Genomic DNA, 16,679 nt, shown 5'->3' on the forward strand with positions numbered 1-16,679 from the left:
CCGCACCGGCGCGTTGGCGACAGCTTGTCGGCGTCGGTGTTAAGGTGAGATTCCGTGGGTCAGCAGGCCCAAGCCGCGTTTCTGCTGCTTTGTTTTCCACGGGAAGGATGCACTTGCCATCGTTACGCAAGCACCCGCAAACCGCCACCAAGCACATCTTCGTCAGCGGTGGCGTGGTGTCCTCGCTCGGCAAGGGGCTGACCGCGAGTAGCCTCGGCCAGTTGCTCACCGCGCGGGGTCTGTACGTGACGATGCAGAAGCTCGATCCGTACCTCAACGTCGACCCCGGCACCATGAATCCCTTCCAGCACGGTGAAGTGTTCGTCACCGAGGACGGCGCCGAGACAGACCTCGACGTCGGCCACTACGAGCGCTTCCTGGACCGCGATCTCTCCGGCCATGCCAATGTCACCACGGGCCAGGTGTATTCGGCGGTGATCGCCAAGGAACGCCGCGGTGAGTACCTCGGTGACACCGTGCAGGTCATCCCGCACATCACCGACGAGATCAAGAACCGCATCCTGGCCATGGCTGTGCCGGATGCCAACGGCAACCGCCCGGACGTGGTGATCACCGAGATCGGCGGCACCGTCGGCGACATCGAATCGCTGCCGTTCCTGGAGGCTGCCCGGCAGGTTCGCCACGAGGTGGGGCGGGAGAACTGCTTTTTCCTGCACGTCTCGCTGGTGCCCTACCTCAAGCCCTCGGGTGAGCTGAAGACCAAACCCACGCAGCACTCGGTTGCTGCGTTGCGCAACATCGGTATCACCCCGGACGCGCTGATCCTGCGCTGCGACCGGGACGTGCCGGAGTCGCTGAAGGACAAGATCGCGCTGATGTGCGACGTGGACGTCGACGGTGTCATCTCGACCCCCGATGCGCCGTCCATCTACGAGATCCCCAAGGTGCTGCACCGCGAGGAGCTCGACGCCTACGTGATCCGACGGCTCAACCTACCGTTCCGTGACGTCGACTGGACGCAGTGGAACGACCTGCTGAGCCGGGTGCACGATCCCAAGGAGACCGTGCGAATCGCGTTGGTGGGCAAGTACATCGATCTCTCCGACGCCTACCTTTCGGTGGCCGAGGCTTTGCGTGCCGGTGGCTTCAAGCACTACACCAAGGTCGAGATCCGGTGGGTGCCTTCCGACGACTGCGAATCGGCGTCGGGTGCGGCCGCCGAACTAGACGACGTGCACGGTGTGCTGATCCCCGGCGGTTTCGGCATCCGCGGTATCGAAGGCAAGGTCGGCGCCATCAACTACGCCCGCAGGCGGGGCATCCCGGTGCTCGGATTGTGTCTGGGCCTGCAGTGCATCGTCATCGAGGCGGCGCGCTCGGTAGGGCTCACCGAGGCCAGCTCGGCAGAGTTCGATCCCGACACCCCTGACCCGGTGATCTCCACCATGGCCGACCAGGAGGAGATCGTCGCCGGCGAGGCCGACCTGGGTGGCACCATGCGGCTGGGCGCGTATCCGGCTGTGTTGCAGAAGAATTCGATTGTCGCCAACGCCTATGGTGCCGTCGAGGTGTCCGAGCGGCACCGGCACCGCTACGAGGTCAACAACGCCTATCGAGACAAGATCGCGGAGAGTGGGCTGCGGTTCTCCGGCACCTCACCCGACGGTCATCTCGTCGAGTTCGTCGAGTATCCCAAGGACGTGCATCCGTTCCTGGTCGGCACTCAGGCCCACCCGGAGCTCAAGAGCCGCCCCACTCGGCCGCACCCGTTGTTCGCCGCGTTCATCGGTGCGGCCATCGACTACAAGGTGGCCGAGCGGCTGCCGCTCGACACTGAACAGCATTCCAACGGTGCGCAGTTGGTCGCCGAGTCGTCCTCACATGGCGCCTGACCACAGTTTTGCGACCGTCGCCAGTGAGACGGTGTACACCGGCAAGATCTTCGCGCTGCGCGCCGACGAAGTCAGCATGCCCGGGGGCGGTACGGCCCGCCGCGAGGTGGTGGAGCATTTCGGTGCGGTGGCAGTGGCGGCACTCGACGAGCAGGACCAGATAGTCCTGGTGTATCAGTACCGTCACCCGCTGGGCCGTCGGCTCTGGGAGCTGCCCGCCGGCCTGCTCGACATCGACGGTGAGGACCCGTCTCTCACGGCGCAACGCGAGCTGGTCGAAGAGGCGGGTTTGGCGGCCGAGAACTGGAGTGTGCTCGTCGACGTCGACTCGGCACCGGGATTCAGCGACGAGAGTGTGCGGCTCTATCTGGCCACCGGGCTGCGCGACGTCGAGCGCCCCGAGGCGCATGACGAAGAGGCCGACATGCGCACCGAGCGGGTGCCACTGGCCGACGCGGTGCGGCGGGTGTTCAGCGGTGAGATCGTCAATTCCCTTGCCGTGGCTGGAATCCTCGCGGCGTGGGCGGTGCGCGAGGGCGTAGCGCAACCACGTCCGGTGGACGCTGAATGGGTAGACCGGCCCACCAGGTTCGCCGAGCGCGTGGCCGGCCGATGACCACCGTCGCGACGTCGCTGGATCATCAGTTGCAGGGGTATCTCGACCACCTGACGATCGAACGCGGTGTCGCGGCCAACACCCTCAGCTCGTACCGCCGAGACCTGCGCCGTTATCACGAACACCTCACCGCCCGGGGAATCGGCGACCTGGCTGACGTCACCGAGGCCGACGTCAGCGACTTCCTGGTGGAACTTCGCCGCGGCGACGCCGATAGCGGGACGGTCGCGCTGTCGGCGGTCTCGGCGGCCCGTGCGGTGATCGCGGTGCGTGGGCTGCACAAGTTCGCCACCGCAGAAGGTCTCACCACCGTCGATGTCGCCAGGGCGGTGAAACCACCCACCCCCGGACGTCGGCTGCCCAAGAGTCTGTCTGTCGACGAGGTGATCGCGCTGCTGGAAGGCGCCGGCGGAGACGACGCCTCCGACGGCCCGCTGACGCTGCGAAATCGGGCTCTGCTGGAACTGCTCTACTCAACCGGCGCCCGTATCTCCGAGGCTGTCGGCCTGGACGTCGACGACATCGACACCGAGGCGCGCTCGGTGCTGCTTCGCGGCAAGGGCGGCAAGCAACGGCTGGTTCCCGTCGGTAGGCCGGCCGTCGCCGCGCTCGACGCCTACCTGGTGCGCGGACGCCCCGACCTGGCGCGGCGCGGGCGCGGCACCCCGGCCATCTTCCTCAACGCCCGCGGTGGTCGGCTGTCCCGGCAAAGCGCCTGGCAGGTGCTCCAGGACTCGGCTGAGCGGGCCGGAATCTCGGCGGCGGTGTCTCCGCACACCCTGCGGCACAGTTTCGCCACCCACCTGCTCGACGGTGGTGCCGACGTCCGCGTCGTCCAGGAACTCCTCGGTCACGCCTCGGTGACCACCACCCAGATCTACACCCTGGTGACCGTGCACGCCCTGCGTGAAGTGTGGGCCGGCGCCCATCCGCGGGCACGCTAGCCATATCTGCTGGTGAGATTACGTGTGGGTCTCGCTGCGCGGGCGTAGTGAACCGTTAGACTTTCCCGGATGTCCGCCGACGATACTGCTGACGAGCTGCCGCTCGGCCTCACTGGTCGTCCGCCGCGGTCGATTCCCGAGCCCGCACCGCTGAACAGCCACGGGCCGGCAACGGTCATCGCCATGTGCAACCAGAAGGGTGGCGTCGGCAAGACCACGTCGACGATCAACCTCGGTGCCGCGTTGGCCGACTACGGCCGCCGCGTCCTGCTGGTGGACCTGGACCCCCAGGGCGCGCTGTCGGCAGGACTCGGGGTGCCGCACTACGACCTGGACAACACCGTGCACAACCTGCTGGTGGAGCCGCGGGTGTCCATCGACGAGGTGATCATCAAGACCCGGGTGGCCGGGCTGGACCTGGTGCCCAGCAACATCGACCTGTCCGCCGCGGAGATCCAGCTGGTCAACGAGGTGGGCCGCGAGCAGACCCTGGCCCGTGCGCTGTATCCGGTGCTGGACCGCTACGACTACGTGCTGATCGACTGCCAGCCCTCGCTGGGCCTGTTGACCGTCAACGGGCTGGCCTGCTCCGACGGGGTGATCATCCCCACCGAGTGTGAGTACTTCTCGCTGCGTGGGCTGGCGCTGCTCACCGACACCGTGGCCAAGGTGCATGACCGACTGAACCCGCGGCTGTCCATCAGCGGCATTCTGATCACCCGCTACGACGCCCGCACCGTCAACGCCCGCGAGGTGATGGCAAGGGTGGTCGAGCGGTTCGGCGATCTGGTGTTCGACACCGTGATCACCCGCACCGTGCGCTTCCCCGAGACCAGTGTGGCCGGCGAGCCCATCACCAGTTGGGCGCCGAAATCCACTGGCGCACAAGCGTATCGATCTCTGGCCCGCGAGGTCATCGACCGATTCGGCACGTGAGCGAGCCTCAGACTCCCGAGCAGGAGGACACCCAGGCCGGATTCAAGGTCAAGCTGAGCAATTTCGAAGGCCCCTTCGATCTGCTGTTGCAGTTGATCTTCGCGCACCGCCTCGACGTCACCGAAGTGGCACTGCACCAGGTCACCGACGACTTCATCGCCTACACCAAGCAGTTCGGGTCCCAGCTCTCCCTCGAGGAGACCACGGCGTTTCTCGTGGTGGCGGCCACGTTGCTGGACCTCAAGGCGGCCCGGCTATTGCCGGCCGGGCAGGTCGAGGACGACGAGGACATGGCGCTGCTGGAAGTGCGCGATCTGCTCTTCGCGCGTCTGCTGCAGTACCGCGCCTTCAAGCACGTCGCGCAGATGTTCGCCGAACTGGAGGCCAGCGCGCTGCGCAGCTACCCGCGCGCAGTGTCGCTGGAGGACCGGTTCGCCGACTTGCTGCCCGAAGTGATGTTGGGTGTCGACGGCGCGGCCTTCGCGCAGATCGCCGCCACGGCCTTCGCCCCGCGACCGGTTCCCACGGTGGCCACCGATCACATCCACTACTCACGGGTGTCGGTCCCTGAACAGGCCGAGATCATGCTGCGCTTTCTCGAGCAGCGCGGGTCCGGGGAATGGGCCAGCTTCGGCGAACTGGTGGCTGACTGTGACACACCGGTGCAGATCGTCGGCCGCTTCCTGGCGCTGCTCGAACTCTACCGAGCCAGGGCGGTAGCATTCGAGCAAGCAGAACCACTTGGTGTGCTCCAGGTTTCATGGACCGGAGACAGCCCGACCAGCCAAGAAATTCAGGTGGACGACGAGTCGGCGGAAGAACGGGATCAATCATGACCGACGAGGTTTCCGACGACCTCGGCGTGGACGTCCCCACCCTCGAACTGGACTCTCCTGAACTCGATGACGACGAACTCGAACGGGTGCTGGAGGCGTTGCTGCTCGTGGTCGACACTCCCGTCACACTCGAGCAGCTGACGTCGGCCACCGACCAGCCCGCTGACCGGATCGCGGCCACACTGCAGCAGATGGCCGCAGGGCTGGCCGCCCGCGACAGTGGCATCGACCTGCGTGAGGCAGCGGGCGGCTGGCGGATGTACACCCGATCGCGTTACGCGCCGTACGTGGAACGGTTGCTGCTCGACGGCGCCCGGTCCAAGCTGACCCGCGCTGCTCTGGAGACGCTTGCGGTGATCGCCTACCGCCAGCCGGTGACCCGGGCCCGGGTCAGCGCCGTGCGCGGGGTCAACGTCGACGCGGTGATCCGCACCCTGGTGGCCCGCGGGCTGATCACCGAAGCGGGCACCGACCCCGACACCGGTGCCGTGACGTTCGCCACCACGGAACTGTTCCTGGAGCGCTTGGGGTTGACCTCCCTGACCGATCTACCCGACATCGCGCCGTTGTTGCCCGGTGTCGACGTGATCGACGACATCAGCGAGAACCTCGAAACCGAGCCTCGCTTCATGAAACTGAATCCGGCGGCCGCCCCCGAAGTGCCGCCGGCAATCGAGATGGACGAGGACTGAGATGGCTGAAGAGGGCATACGCCTGCAAAAGGTGTTGTCACAGGCGGGCATCGCCTCCCGGCGGGTGGCCGAACGCATGATCACCGATGGCCGCGTGGAGGTCGACGGGCATATCGTCACCGAGTTGGGTTCCAGGGTGGACCCTGCGGTGTCGGTGATCCGGGTCGACGGCGTCCGCGTCCAGGTCGACGACGAACTGATGTACCTGGCGCTGAACAAACCGATCGGCATGTACTCGACCATGTCCGACGAACTGGGTCGCCCCTGTATCGGTGACGTGGTGGAGCACCGGGTGCGGGGGAACAAGAAGCTGTTCCACGTCGGTCGTCTCGACGCCGACACCGAGGGCCTGATCCTGCTGACCAACGACGGGGAGCTGGCCCACCGGTTGACGCACCCGTCGTATGAGATCCCGAAAACGTATCTGGCGACGGTCTCCGGCAAGGTACCCAAGGGCTTGGGTAACACGTTGCGTGAGGGTGTCGAGCTCGACGACGGACCCGCCAGTGTCGACGATTTCTCTCTGGTCGACACCATCCCCGGTAAGTCACTGGTACGGGTGACGTTGCACGAGGGCCGTAACCGCATCGTGCGCCGCCTGCTCGAACACGTCGGCTTCCCGGTCGAGGCGCTGGTGCGCACGGCCATCGGCGACGTGACGTTGGGCGAGCAGAAGATCGAGACCATCCGGGTGTTGACCCGCAAGGAAGTCGGCGAGTTGTACAAGGCGGTCGGCCTGTGAGTGTGGTTGCCATCGACGGGCCTGCGGGTACCGGAAAGTCCTCTGTGTCAAGGGGTTTGGCGCGTGGCCTACAGGCCCGCTATCTCGACACCGGCGCGATGTACCGCATCGTGACCCTGGGGGTGCTGCGGTCTGGGGTCGCCCTCGACGACCCTGCGGCCATTGCGGCGGTCGAGGTTCCGGTGTCGGTGGGATACGACCCTGACGAGGACCGTGCCTACCTGGCCGACGAGGACGTCTCGGCAGAGATCCGCGGTGATGCCGTCACCGGCGCGGTATCCGCGGTCTCCGCGGTGCCGGAGGTACGCACCCGTCTGGTGGCCCTGCAACGCCAATTGGCCTCGGAAGCAGGCAGTGTCGTGGTCGAGGGTCGCGACATCGGCACGGTGGTGCTGCCGGACGCCGACGTCAAGATCTTCCTGACCGCTTCGGCGGAGACCCGCGCACGGCGGCGCAACGATCAGAACGTCGCCGCCGGATTCCCCGACGACTACGAGGGTGTGCTGGCTGATGTTCAGCGCCGCGACCACCTCGATTCCACCAGGGCGGTTTCGCCGTTGCGCGCCGCCGACGACGCGCTGGTGGTCGACACCAGTGACATGACGCAGGACCAGGTGATCGCGCACCTGCTCGATCTTGTGCACCAGAGCAGCGGAGCGATGCGATGAGCGAAGAGTCTTTCCCCTCAGACGGAGTCTGGAACGACGAAAGCGACTGGGATGTCGTCGGTTCGGAGTTCGCCGAGGACCTCGAGGCTTTCAGCGGACCGCCACCGGTGGTGGCGGTGGTGGGTCGGCCCAACGTCGGTAAGTCGACATTGGTCAACCGCATCCTGGGCCGCCGTGAGGCCGTTGTGCAGGATCTTCCCGGCGTCACCCGCGACCGGGTGTCCTACGAAGCGCTCTACACCGGCCGCCGGTTCATGGTTCAGGACACCGGCGGGTGGGAGCCCGACGCCAAGGGCCTGCAGCAGTTGGTGGCCGAGCAGGCGGCGGTGGCCATGCGCACCGCCGACGTCATCATCATGGTGGTCGACGCTCAGGTGGGCGCCACCTCCGGAGATGAAGCCGCGGCGAAGATCCTGCGTCGCTCCGGCAAGCCGGTGTTTTTGGCGGCCAACAAGATCGACGGCGAGAGGCAGGAGCCGGACGCCGCGGCGCTGTGGTCGCTGGGGCTGGGCGAGCCGTACCCGGTGAGTGCGATGCACGGCCGCGGCGTGGCGGACCTGTTGGACGAGGTGCTCAAGGTCCTGCCCGAGGTCTCCGAGATTGCCGGCAGCACCGGCGGGGGACCGCGCCGGGTCGCGTTGGTGGGCAAACCCAACGTGGGCAAGAGCTCGCTGTTGAACCGGCTGGCCGGTGATGAGCGCTCGGTGGTGCACGACGTGGCGGGAACCACTGTCGACCCGGTGGACTCGCTGATCGAATTGGGCGGCAAGACGTGGCGTTTCGTCGACACTGCCGGTCTGCGTCGCAAGGTGGGGCAGGCCAGCGGCCATGAGTTCTACGCCTCGGTGCGCACCCACGGCGCCATCGATGCCGCCGAAGTGGCGATCATCTTGATCGACGCGTCCAAACCGCTGACCGAGCAGGACCAACGGATCCTGACGATGGTCATCGAGGCCGGCCGCGCGGTGGTACTTGCGTTCAACAAGTGGGACCTGGTGGACGAGGACCGGCGCTACCTGTTGGAAAAAGAGATCGACCTCGACTTGGCGCAGGTGCAGTGGGCACCGCGGGTGAACATCTCCGCGATGACAGGGCGCGCGGTGCAGAAGCTGGTACCGGCGTTGGAGACGTCGCTGGCATCGTGGGACACCCGCATCCCCACTGGCCGACTCAACACCTTCCTCAAAGAGGTCATCGCGGCCACGCCGCCGCCGGTGCGCGGCGGCAAGCAACCCCGGGTGCTGTTTGCCACCCAGGCCACCTCACGTCCGCCCACCTTCGTGTTGTTCACCAGTGGGTTCCTCGAGGCCGGCTACCGACGCTTCCTCGAGCGTCGACTGCGTGAGACGTTCGGGTTCGAAGGCAGCCCCATCCGGATCAACGTGCGGGTGCGCGAGAAGCGGGGCGCGCGCTCGCGCTGACGCGGCCTCGATAGGGTTGCCCGAGTGTCCGTCACTCACATGATCCTGATCGCGTTGGCCGGAGTCGGAGCGGGAGCAATCAACGCAGTGGTCGGGTCGGGCACCTTGATCACCTTCCCGACGCTGGTCGCACTCGGATTTCCGCCGGTCACAGCCACGATGTCCAACGCGGTGGGCCTGGTGGCCGGTGGAGTGTCCGGGACCTGGGGCTACCGCCGCGAACTCAAGGGGCAGGGCAGGCTGCTGAAGTGGCAGATGCCCGCCTCGTTCCTGGGGTCGCTGGTGGGAGCGTGGTTACTGCTGCACCTACCGGACAAGGTCTTCATCCAGGTTGTTCCCGTGCTGTTGGTCGCGGCCCTGGTGTTGGTGGTCCTGGGGCCCCGGATTCAGGCGTGGGCGCGTCGGCGGGCCGAGATAGCCGGCAACCCGCCAGGTCACCTACCGCCGGCCAAACTGACCGCACTGGTGGCCGGCACTTTTGCCGTGGGAATCTACGGCGGCTACTTCACCGCTGCCCAAGGCATCCTGCTGGTCGGCATCATGGGCGCGCTGCTCACCGAGTCGATGCAGCAGATGAACGCGGTGAAGAACCTGCTGTCGCTCATCGTGAATCTGGTTGCCGCCGTGGCCTACACGGTGGTGGCGTTCGACCGCATCAGCTGGTTGGTGGTGTTGTTGATCGCGGTGGGCTCGACCATCGGCGGCTTCCTCGGCGCGCATTACGGCCGTCGACTCTCGCCCGGAGTGCTGCGCGCGGTGATCGTGGTGGTGGGCCTGATCGGATTGTGGCGGCTGCTCACGGTCTAGTTGTGATCAGAAGGTGCTGCGGTCGATTTCCTGTTCCAGCACGGCGTCGAGGTCTTTGAGGCGGTCCATGGACGACACCATCCGCTGCGTGCGGTTGTTCTTCTCCAGCAGGTCGCGGTGCCGATTCACGAAGGCCCAGTACCCGGCAGTGAACGGGCAGGCGTCCTCGCCGAGGCGCTTCTTGGGGTCGTAGGCGCAGCTGCCGCAGTGGTCGCTCATCTTGTTGATGTAGGCGCCACCGGAGGTGTACGGCTTGGTCGCCAACAGGCCCCCGTCGGCGTGCTGGCTCATGCCGACGACGTTGGTGGGCATTACCCAGCGGAAGCCGTCGACGTAGGTGGTGGCGAACCATTCGGTGAGTTCATCGGGCCGGTAGCCGCGCTGTAGCGCGTGGCTGCCGAGGATCATCAGCCGTTGGATGTGGTGGGTCCACCCGCGGTCGCGGACGCCTTGCAACGCGTGGCGCAGGCATTCGGCGGTGACGGTGTCGGAGTCCAGATCGGCCCACCACTGCGGTAGTGGTGTGGTGGCGCCCAGCTTGTTCTTGCGGGTGTAGTCCGCACCGAAGTGCCAGTACAGGTGCCACATGTACTCCCGCCAGCCGAGGATCTGGCGGATGAATCCCTCGACCGCTGCCAGCGGCGCCTGACCGTCGCGGTACGCCTGCTCAGCGGCGTGCACGGCGTCCAATGGGTGCAGCACCCCGAGGTTCAACGGCACCGACAGCAGCGAATGCGACATTGCCCAGTCCTGGCCCAACATCGCATCCTCGAAGCGACCGAACGTGCCGAGACGGTGTTCGATGAACCGCTGCAGTGCGCGCCTGGCTTCGGCCGGTGTGACGGCGAACAGGCGGGGACCGTCGACGCCCACGGTGTCCAGTTTCATGGTGTCGAGGTCTTTGCGGATCTGCTGGTCGATGTCGTCTTCGCGCGGCTGGTAGGGCTTGGGAACCTCGAGCGTCGTCTGCTTTCGGGGTGGCGGTTCGCGATTGTCGTGGTCGTAGTTCCACGTGCCGCCCTCCGGTTCGGAGCCGCGCATCAAGATGTCGAAGCGACGGCGTTGGTCGCGGTAGAAGTCCTCCATGCGGAACTTGGTGCGCTCGCCGGCCCAGTGTTCGAACTCTTGACGTCCAAGTGCAAACGTCGGTGTGGGTAGGACGTCTTTGATCAGACCTTGCTTGCGGAGTCGGTGGACGAATTTCTCTGCGGCATGCGAGGTGGGTTCGTGCACCAGGACTGGGCGGCCGAACTGCTCGAGAGCCTCGGTGTAGGTGTCGGCCCGGACCAGGGTGGCGCGGTCGCCGAGGTCCTTTTCTGCGTGCCGCAGCGCCGAGAGAACGAGGTGCAGTTTCTGGCGGTGGTAGCGCCGCTTGGTCAGCGCGGACTTGGCTTCGACCAGCAGCACCTGGCGGTGCGCGTGCTGGCCGCCGTAGACCGCCGGGCCGAGTTGGTCGGCGAACAGCCACAGAGGAGTGTCGTCCTTCGTCACGGTGTGGGGATGCCCACTGCGCGGCGGGTCACCGCGGTTTCGGTTCCCGGGTCACGCTGATGTAAGCTTTCGACCGCTGCCGGCGATCCCGGCAGCGCCGCGGGCTGTGGCGCAGCTTGGTAGCGCACTTGACTGGGGGTCAAGTGGTCGCAGGTTCAAATCCTGTCAGCCCGACTTAGGCCAGAGGCGGTTTCTCGGAAACGAGGAGCCGCCTCCATTTGTCGGCTTACCTAAACGCTCGGTGTGTCGTCGCCGGAATGTTCTCCGCTGAGCGGTGTCACACGATGTGCCCACGGACGTCCAACTTCGTGGTGAGCTGATCTCCCCGGCGGTCACCCGAAAGGGCGTCTGGGAGCACTTGCATAGACGCCCTAGATACTCTATGCGCTAGGCTTGAGGCAGAACCTCCGTTTGACGGGCATGCAGGCATACAGTGCGCCAAAGGTGCGTAGCGGTTCGGACAACGACCCTCTGCCTCTCGAAACGGATTGCCGTGCAACCGAAGTTCACTGAATCACTCCGCCTAGTCCGCGACCGCTGACGATGGCCAACCAACGCATCAAAGGTAGCCGCCTTGGTGCCATCAGCTATGAAACCGAACGCAACACGGGCCCTACGCCGACTCATGTCGCGCGTTACCGCACTCCGGACGGCAAAGAGTTCGACGTTCCGTTCGCCACTGACGCCGAGATCCCCGGCGTTTGGGCATGCCGTAACGGGATGGAGGGGCTCCTGCTGGACGGTGAGGCACCCATGCCGAAGAAGGGCAAGCGGGTCCGCACCCATTGGGACATGGTGTTGGAACGTCGCACTGTCGAGGAACTCGAGACCCTGTTGAAAGAGCGGCTGGCAATCATCGAGTTACGCCGCCGGGGCAGCTAGCTTGATCGCCTCGACTGCGCGGCTGCCGGATGGGCCCGCGCTGCCGTGACAACGAGGAAGATCTGCTTGGAATGCTTCCGGAAGTTGTATCCCGACAAAGCGCTACGAAGGATCACGCTCGGCCGCGAATGTGCTGAGTGCCGCGCGGTGACAGAGCAAGCCGAACAGATGGTTCCCGTCGACTCGGGTAACTGAGATCAGGTGCGGCGGCGAAAACGACTGTGATGCTTGCGCTTTTCGTCGCCGCTGACCTCGGTCCAGAGGCCTGCTGCGTACGTGGTGGGCTGCGCGGCGCCGACGCGGATGATCTCCAGTGAGCCGTCACCGTGCTTGGCAAAGCGATCGCCGAATCTGGCGAACTCGTCGGTGCCGCCGTCGCTGCGCGTCACTTGTACTGTCATTGCCTATTTCCTCTGTGGACAAGCCTTTTGGGCGCAGCTGAGGCCGCGCGGTCCGACAGGTGGTCGGACCGCGGTACCAGGGTGACGGCTAGTGCTTCTTGGCGTGTAGAACATCCTCGGATCACGGCTGGCCGGCTTGGCCTGCGCGCTTGTCGGCGCGCTTCTCTTTGAGCGACTTGCCGGATTTCTTGGTCATGCTCTGGCGAGGTGACTTGTCGGCCATGGCGGCCCCTTCGATGTGGGAACCTGAGCGGTCCCTATGCCACGACCATACACGCCCGCAGCTCCTAACCTCCGTCGTTGAATGATCCCGGCGTGGTTCGGTGAAATTTCTTGGAGTTCACCGGTTTTAGCGAGGATTCGGCTGGTAGGCGCGAATTCATGTGCAGCAGTTCAGATCCAAGGCGGCGCACGACACCTGCAGGGCCTCGGGGCGGATGCGGTGATGGACGTTCACGCTGCGCCGCTCGGATTCCACCAGGCCAGGCCTTGCGTAACTGTCCGAGGTGGTTCTCGTGGAGAACCCAGACCAAGGTGGGCGCTTCAACCACCTCGGCGTGGAAGTGGAATCCAGTAAAACGGTCCACTCCGAGGTTGCCCGACCCGCCGAGGCGGGCATGTTCACCGAGCAGTGGGGGTGTACACGGTCTTGGCCAGCTCCGAAAACTGCGGTGCCACCCCGGCGCGTCGGGGATCCTGCTGCTGAGGTGAACACCACGTGGCTACGGCGTCACGGTTCGGCCTACCACCCGGCGATTCGCCGCCCATAGATAGGGCGGTCACGATAGGAATCTGGGGGTGAGCACCCACCACGTGAACTTGACCCCGCAGGAGTCCGCGTTGATTGCCGAGAGTCATCCCGACGCTCTGGCACGCATGGACGAGAAGCTGTTGAAAGATCTGCAGACCCGCCTGCGCCAGGCCCGGGAGAAGAACTTCAGCCTGCTGCGCCGCCAGGGTGCGGCGCGGGTGGAGGCCGAAGGCGCCCGTGGCTCGGCTGCGCCGGCCAATGAGAAACGCGGCGAGAAGGTGGAGATCTTCGACGAAGCTCTGGCGCGGGTAGATCAGCGACTAAACGAGGTGAGCGCCGACTCCGAACGCACGTAGGCTGCCAGCGACTCCCCGGCGTCGGCCGGGGTGAAGCCGGTGGCGCTGATCTTCGCCAGGTCGAGCGTGCTGCTGGCGGGACGCGGCGCCACCGGAGTTGTGGTCGTGGCGAAGTACTGCGCTGTCGACACCCCGCGTACGCGCTGCGGGTCGTGGCCGGCCAGCGCAAACGTCTGGCGCGCGATGTCGGCCCAGGAGTTCGTTGGACCAGATCCGGTGACGTTGTAAGTCCCATACGGCGCCTGTGTGTCGGTCAGGTGTCGAATGGCCCGCGCAAGCTCGGAGGTGAACGTCAACCGTCCGAACTGGTCGTCGACGACGGCGGGGTCGATGCCGCGGTCGGCCAGCGTCAGCATGGTCCGTACGAAGTTGCGGCCCGCACCCACCACCCAGGACGTGCGCAGGACGTAGTGGCGCGCCACGGTGGCGACGATCTGATCGCCCGCCGCCTTGGTCTGTCCGTACACGCCGAGTGGTGATACGGGATCGCTTTCGAGGTACGGCCGTGCCGCGGTGCCGTCGAAAACGTAGTCGGAGGACACATGCACCAGTGTGATCCCGTTGGCGGCGGCGATGCGCGCCAGTGCGGCCACGCCGGTGACATTGACCGCCCAGGCAGCGGTGCGTCCGTCGGGTGTCTCGGCGGCATCCACGGCAGTGTAGGCCGAGGCGTTGATGATGGTGTCGTAGTCGCGCCACGGTCGAGACGACTCCACCGATCCCGACGTCAGGTCCAGATCGTCGCGACTGGCGAATTCGACATGGGCCGCATCGGCATACGTAGTGCGCAGCGCCTGCCCCAACTGGCCAGAAGCGCCTATCACCAGCGTCTTTCGTGGCGGGACTGGCGTGACGTCGGCCAACATCGGTTGGGCACGGTCCTTGGCGGAAAGCTCCGCGCGCTCCAGTGGGATCGGCCAGGAAATGCCCAGTGTCTGATCTCCCGGATGCACCGACGGATAGTCGACGTCGGAGCAGTAGTGATCATTGACCAGGTAGGTGAAGACGGTGCCGGGTTCCAGCGTCTGGAAAGAGTTGCCCACCCCGCGAGGCACGAACACCGCACGCGAGGGATCGAGTTCGGCAGTGACGACGGTGCCGAACGTCGGTCCGGCCCGCAGGTCCACCCAAGCGCCGAAGATCCTTCCGGTGGCCACCGAGACGAACTTGTCCCACGGCTCGGCATGAACGCCGCGGGTGGTGCCCACCGAATCGTTGAAGGAGACGTTGTTCTGCACCGGTCCGAAGTCGGGCATGCCGGCAGCCACCATCTTGGCACGCTGCCAGTTCTCCTTGAACCACCCGCGGCTGTCACCATGCACCGGCAGTTCCCACACCGTCAACCCTGGAATGGGCGTGCTGGTGGCGCCCAGGGCGTTACCGTACTTCGTCAACGTTGTTCCGTCACTCCACTATTGGCCGAGCTGCGCGTAGAACGCCTCGGTGGTGTCTTTAGCAGGCGCCCACCACTGCTCATGGGTGCGATACCAGTCGATGGTCGCGGCGAGACCATGCTCGAAGTCACCATAGCGCGGCGTCCAGCCCAACTCGGTATGCAGTTTGGTCGAGTCGATGGCATACCGCAGGTCGTGCCCGGTGCGGTCGGCCACGTGGTCGTAGGCGCACACATCCTGGCCCATCAACGCGAGGATCAGCTCCACCACGGTCTTGTTGTCCTTCTCCCCATTGGCGCCGATGAGGTAGGTCTCGCCGATGCGTCCCTGCTCGAGGATCAACAGCACTGCCGATGAATGGTCGTCGGCGTGGATCCAGTCACGCACGTTGCGACCCTCGCCGTAGAGCTTGGGGCGCATACCCCGCAGCACGTTGGTGATCTGACGGGGGATGAACTTCTCGACATGCTGGTAGGGGCCATAGTTGTTGGAGCAGTTCGAGATCGTCGCCTTCACCCCGAAAGACCTGGTCCACGCTCGTACCAGCAGATCGCTGCCGGCCTTGGTCGACGAGTACGGCGATGACGGGTTGTAGGGGCTGGACTCGGTGAACCTGGTGGGATCGTCCAGTGCCAGGTCGCCGTAGACCTCATCGGTGGAGACGTGGTGAAACCGCTTGTCGTGACGGCGAACTGCTTCCAGCAGGGTGAACGTCCCGACGACGTTGGAATGCAGGAACGGGTCGGGAAAGGCCAATGAATTGTCGTTGTGCGATTCGGCTGCGTAGTGCACTACCGCGTCGGCTTCGTCCACCAGGACGTCGACCAGGCCGGCGTCGGCGATGTCGCCGTGGACGAAGGTCACGCGATCTTCGGGCAGGCCGGCCAGGGATGCGCGGTTGCCGGCATAGGTCAGCCGATCCAGCACGGTGACCTGATGGTCGGTATGGGCGGTGACATGGTGGACAAAGTTGGAACCGATGAATCCTGCGCCACCGGTGACGAGCAGCCGGCCCACTAGCGCCCCATCTCCAGCAGGTCCAGCAGATAGTTGCCGTAGCCCGACTTCACCAGCTGGGTCGCGCGGTCACACAGTTCGTCGTCGGTGAGAAACCCCTGTCGCCAACCGATTTCCTCGGGTACCCCGATCTTCAAACCGGTACGGCGCTCCATGGTGCGGACGAAGTCGGCGGCGTCAGTCATGTGGTCGAATGTCCCGGTGTCCAACCAGGCGGTGCCGCGGGGCAGCACCTCGACCCGCAGACGGCCCTGCTCCAGATAGGCTCTGTTGATGTCGGTGATCTCATACTCACCTCGCGAACTGGGCTTCAGATCCCGCGCAATGGACACCACGTCGTTGTCGTAGAAATACAGTCCGGGGACGGCGTAGTTGCTCTTGGGCTGCTTCGGCTTCTCCTCCAACGACACCACCATGCCGGTGGAGTCGAACTCCACCACACCGTAGGCAGACGGTTCGGCCACCCAGTAGGCGAAGATCGCGCCACCGTCGACATCGGTGAAACGGCTGAGCTGAGTGCCCAGACCGGGCCCGTACAGCAGGTTGTCACCCAACACCAGTGCCACCTTGTCGGCTCCGATGAACTCGGCGCCGATTGTGAACGCCTGGGCCAGTCCGTCCGGTGACGCTTGTTGGGCGAACGTGATGCAGACTCCGAACCGCGATCCGTCACCGAGCAGACGTTCAAAACCCTCGGCGTCATGGGGAGTGGTGATCACCAGGATGTCGCGGATGCCGGCCAGCATCAGCGTTGACAGCGGGTAATAGATCATCGGTTTGTCGTAGACCGGGATCAACTGCTTGGACACGCCGAGCGTGATCGGATGCAGCCGGGTTCCCGATCCACCCGCGAGGATGATTCCCCTCACGGC

17 protein-coding genes, 1 tRNA gene and 1 pseudogene are annotated in these 16,679 nt (G+C 65.4%); 14 read left to right on the forward strand and 5 right to left on the reverse strand.

The window, feature by feature from the left end; genetic code table 11:
- Window positions 1-107 precede the first annotated feature (107 nt).
- From BVC93_RS25325 to BVC93_RS25370, 10 genes are all read left to right on the forward strand, one after another.
- Window positions 108-1,853, forward strand: a complete 1,746-nt coding sequence (locus BVC93_RS25325; RefSeq protein WP_192860101.1) for a CTP synthase — start codon at window positions 108-110, stop codon at window positions 1,851-1,853.
- Window positions 1,843-2,469 carry an NUDIX domain-containing protein gene (locus BVC93_RS25330; RefSeq protein ID WP_083739849.1) on the forward strand — a complete coding sequence of 209 codons (627 nt, stop codon included), beginning with the start codon at window positions 1,843-1,845 and terminating at the stop codon, window positions 2,467-2,469. Before BVC93_RS25325 ends, BVC93_RS25330 begins: the two co-directional genes overlap by 11 nt.
- On the forward strand, window positions 2,466-3,413 hold the full coding sequence (xerD, locus tag BVC93_RS25335) for a site-specific tyrosine recombinase XerD (protein ID WP_083739850.1): 948 nt from the start codon (window positions 2,466-2,468) through the stop codon (window positions 3,411-3,413). Before BVC93_RS25330 ends, xerD begins: the two co-directional genes overlap by 4 nt.
- 69 nt (window positions 3,414-3,482) lie before the next feature.
- The gene (locus BVC93_RS25340; protein WP_083739851.1) at window positions 3,483-4,349 is read left to right on the forward strand and encodes a ParA family protein; all 867 of its coding nucleotides are present in this window, start codon (window positions 3,483-3,485) and stop codon (window positions 4,347-4,349) included.
- The gene (locus BVC93_RS25345) at window positions 4,337-5,185 is read left to right on the forward strand and encodes a segregation/condensation protein A (protein ID WP_192860424.1); all 849 of its coding nucleotides are present in this window, start codon (window positions 4,337-4,339) and stop codon (window positions 5,183-5,185) included. Before BVC93_RS25340 ends, BVC93_RS25345 begins: the two co-directional genes overlap by 13 nt.
- Window positions 5,182-5,877, forward strand: a complete 696-nt coding sequence (scpB, locus tag BVC93_RS25350; protein WP_083739852.1) for an SMC-Scp complex subunit ScpB — start codon at window positions 5,182-5,184, stop codon at window positions 5,875-5,877. The genes BVC93_RS25345 and scpB overlap by 4 nt, the downstream gene beginning before the upstream one ends.
- A gap of 1 nt (window position 5,878) precedes the next feature.
- The gene (locus BVC93_RS25355; protein WP_083739853.1) at window positions 5,879-6,619 is read left to right on the forward strand and encodes a pseudouridine synthase; all 741 of its coding nucleotides are present in this window, start codon (window positions 5,879-5,881) and stop codon (window positions 6,617-6,619) included.
- The gene (cmk, locus tag BVC93_RS25360) at window positions 6,616-7,287 is read left to right on the forward strand and encodes a (d)CMP kinase (protein ID WP_083739854.1); all 672 of its coding nucleotides are present in this window, start codon (window positions 6,616-6,618) and stop codon (window positions 7,285-7,287) included. The genes BVC93_RS25355 and cmk overlap by 4 nt, the downstream gene beginning before the upstream one ends.
- Entirely contained in the window at window positions 7,284-8,708 is a 1,425-nt protein-coding gene (gene der, locus BVC93_RS25365) for a ribosome biogenesis GTPase Der (protein ID WP_083739855.1), read from the forward strand. Before cmk ends, der begins: the two co-directional genes overlap by 4 nt.
- Before the next feature lie 39 nt (window positions 8,709-8,747).
- Window positions 8,748-9,515, forward strand: a complete 768-nt coding sequence (locus BVC93_RS25370) for a sulfite exporter TauE/SafE family protein (RefSeq protein WP_192860425.1) — start codon at window positions 8,748-8,750, stop codon at window positions 9,513-9,515.
- A gap of 6 nt (window positions 9,516-9,521) precedes the next feature.
- On the opposite strand, the gene BVC93_RS25375 is transcribed toward BVC93_RS25370, so the two are convergent.
- Entirely contained in the window at window positions 9,522-11,006 is a 1,485-nt protein-coding gene (locus BVC93_RS25375; protein WP_083739857.1) for a cryptochrome/photolyase family protein, read from the reverse strand.
- A gap of 100 nt (window positions 11,007-11,106) precedes the next feature.
- Here BVC93_RS25375 and BVC93_RS25380 point away from each other — a divergent pair.
- Together BVC93_RS25380 and BVC93_RS25385 are read left to right on the forward strand one after the other, a co-directional pair.
- Window positions 11,107-11,180 (forward strand) — tRNA-Pro (locus BVC93_RS25380).
- A gap of 369 nt (window positions 11,181-11,549) precedes the next feature.
- Window positions 11,550-11,888, forward strand: coding sequence for an RNA polymerase-binding protein RbpA (locus tag BVC93_RS25385; RefSeq protein WP_083739858.1), 339 nt, complete (start codon window positions 11,550-11,552; stop codon window positions 11,886-11,888).
- A gap of 197 nt (window positions 11,889-12,085) precedes the next feature.
- Here the strand turns inward: BVC93_RS25385 and BVC93_RS25390 are convergent, their stop codons facing one another.
- Entirely contained in the window at window positions 12,086-12,289 is a 204-nt protein-coding gene (locus BVC93_RS25390) for a hypothetical protein (RefSeq protein WP_083739859.1), read from the reverse strand.
- 503 nt (window positions 12,290-12,792) lie between these two features.
- Here BVC93_RS25390 and BVC93_RS34180 point away from each other — a divergent pair.
- Both BVC93_RS34180 and BVC93_RS25395 read left to right on the forward strand, forming a co-directional pair.
- Window positions 12,793-12,995, forward strand: a pseudogene (locus BVC93_RS34180) (glyoxalase/bleomycin resistance/dioxygenase family protein); the annotation flags it as partial.
- Between the two features lie 92 nt (window positions 12,996-13,087).
- The gene (locus BVC93_RS25395) at window positions 13,088-13,396 is read left to right on the forward strand and encodes a hypothetical protein (protein ID WP_083739860.1); all 309 of its coding nucleotides are present in this window, start codon (window positions 13,088-13,090) and stop codon (window positions 13,394-13,396) included.
- Here BVC93_RS25395 and BVC93_RS25400 read toward each other — a convergent pair.
- The 3 genes from BVC93_RS25400 to rfbA are packed head-to-tail and all read right to left on the reverse strand — an operon-like array spanning window position 13,354 to window position 16,676.
- Window positions 13,354-14,790, reverse strand: a complete 1,437-nt coding sequence (locus tag BVC93_RS25400; RefSeq protein WP_083739861.1) for a sugar nucleotide-binding protein — start codon at window positions 14,788-14,790, stop codon at window positions 13,354-13,356. The genes BVC93_RS25395 and BVC93_RS25400 overlap by 43 nt on opposite strands.
- An 18-nt stretch (window positions 14,791-14,808) precedes the next feature.
- Complete coding sequence (gene rfbB, locus BVC93_RS25405; protein ID WP_083739862.1) at window positions 14,809-15,807, reverse strand: dTDP-glucose 4,6-dehydratase; 999 nt, start codon at window positions 15,805-15,807, stop codon at window positions 14,809-14,811.
- The gene (gene rfbA / locus BVC93_RS25410; protein WP_083741326.1) at window positions 15,807-16,676 is read right to left on the reverse strand and encodes a glucose-1-phosphate thymidylyltransferase RfbA; all 870 of its coding nucleotides are present in this window, start codon (window positions 16,674-16,676) and stop codon (window positions 15,807-15,809) included. Before rfbA ends, rfbB begins: the two co-directional genes overlap by 1 nt.
- Between the last annotated feature and the right edge of the window lie 3 nt (window positions 16,677-16,679).

The organism is Mycobacterium sp. MS1601, from assembly GCF_001984215.1.
In the GTDB taxonomy this organism is placed as follows: domain Bacteria; phylum Actinomycetota; class Actinomycetes; order Mycobacteriales; family Mycobacteriaceae; genus Mycobacterium.

Coding starts and splice junctions, on each gene's coding strand:
- BVC93_RS25325 (WP_192860101.1), top strand. CDS start 108: ATGCACTTGCCATCGTTACGCAAGCACCCGCAAACCGCCACCAAGCAC.
- BVC93_RS25330 (WP_083739849.1), top strand. CDS start 1,843: ATGGCGCCTGACCACAGTTTTGCGACCGTCGCCAGTGAGACGGTGTAC.
- xerD (WP_083739850.1), top strand. CDS start 2,466: ATGACCACCGTCGCGACGTCGCTGGATCATCAGTTGCAGGGGTATCTC.
- BVC93_RS25340 (WP_083739851.1), top strand. CDS start 3,483: ATGTCCGCCGACGATACTGCTGACGAGCTGCCGCTCGGCCTCACTGGT.
- scpB (WP_083739852.1), top strand. CDS start 5,182: ATGACCGACGAGGTTTCCGACGACCTCGGCGTGGACGTCCCCACCCTC.
- BVC93_RS25355 (WP_083739853.1), top strand. CDS start 5,879: ATGGCTGAAGAGGGCATACGCCTGCAAAAGGTGTTGTCACAGGCGGGC.
- der (WP_083739855.1), top strand. CDS start 7,284: ATGAGCGAAGAGTCTTTCCCCTCAGACGGAGTCTGGAACGACGAAAGC.
- BVC93_RS25370 (WP_192860425.1), top strand. CDS start 8,748: ATGATCCTGATCGCGTTGGCCGGAGTCGGAGCGGGAGCAATCAACGCA.
- BVC93_RS25385 (WP_083739858.1), top strand. CDS start 11,550: ATGGCCAACCAACGCATCAAAGGTAGCCGCCTTGGTGCCATCAGCTAT.
- BVC93_RS25390 (WP_083739859.1), bottom strand. CDS start 12,289: ATGACAGTACAAGTGACGCGCAGCGACGGCGGCACCGACGAGTTCGCC.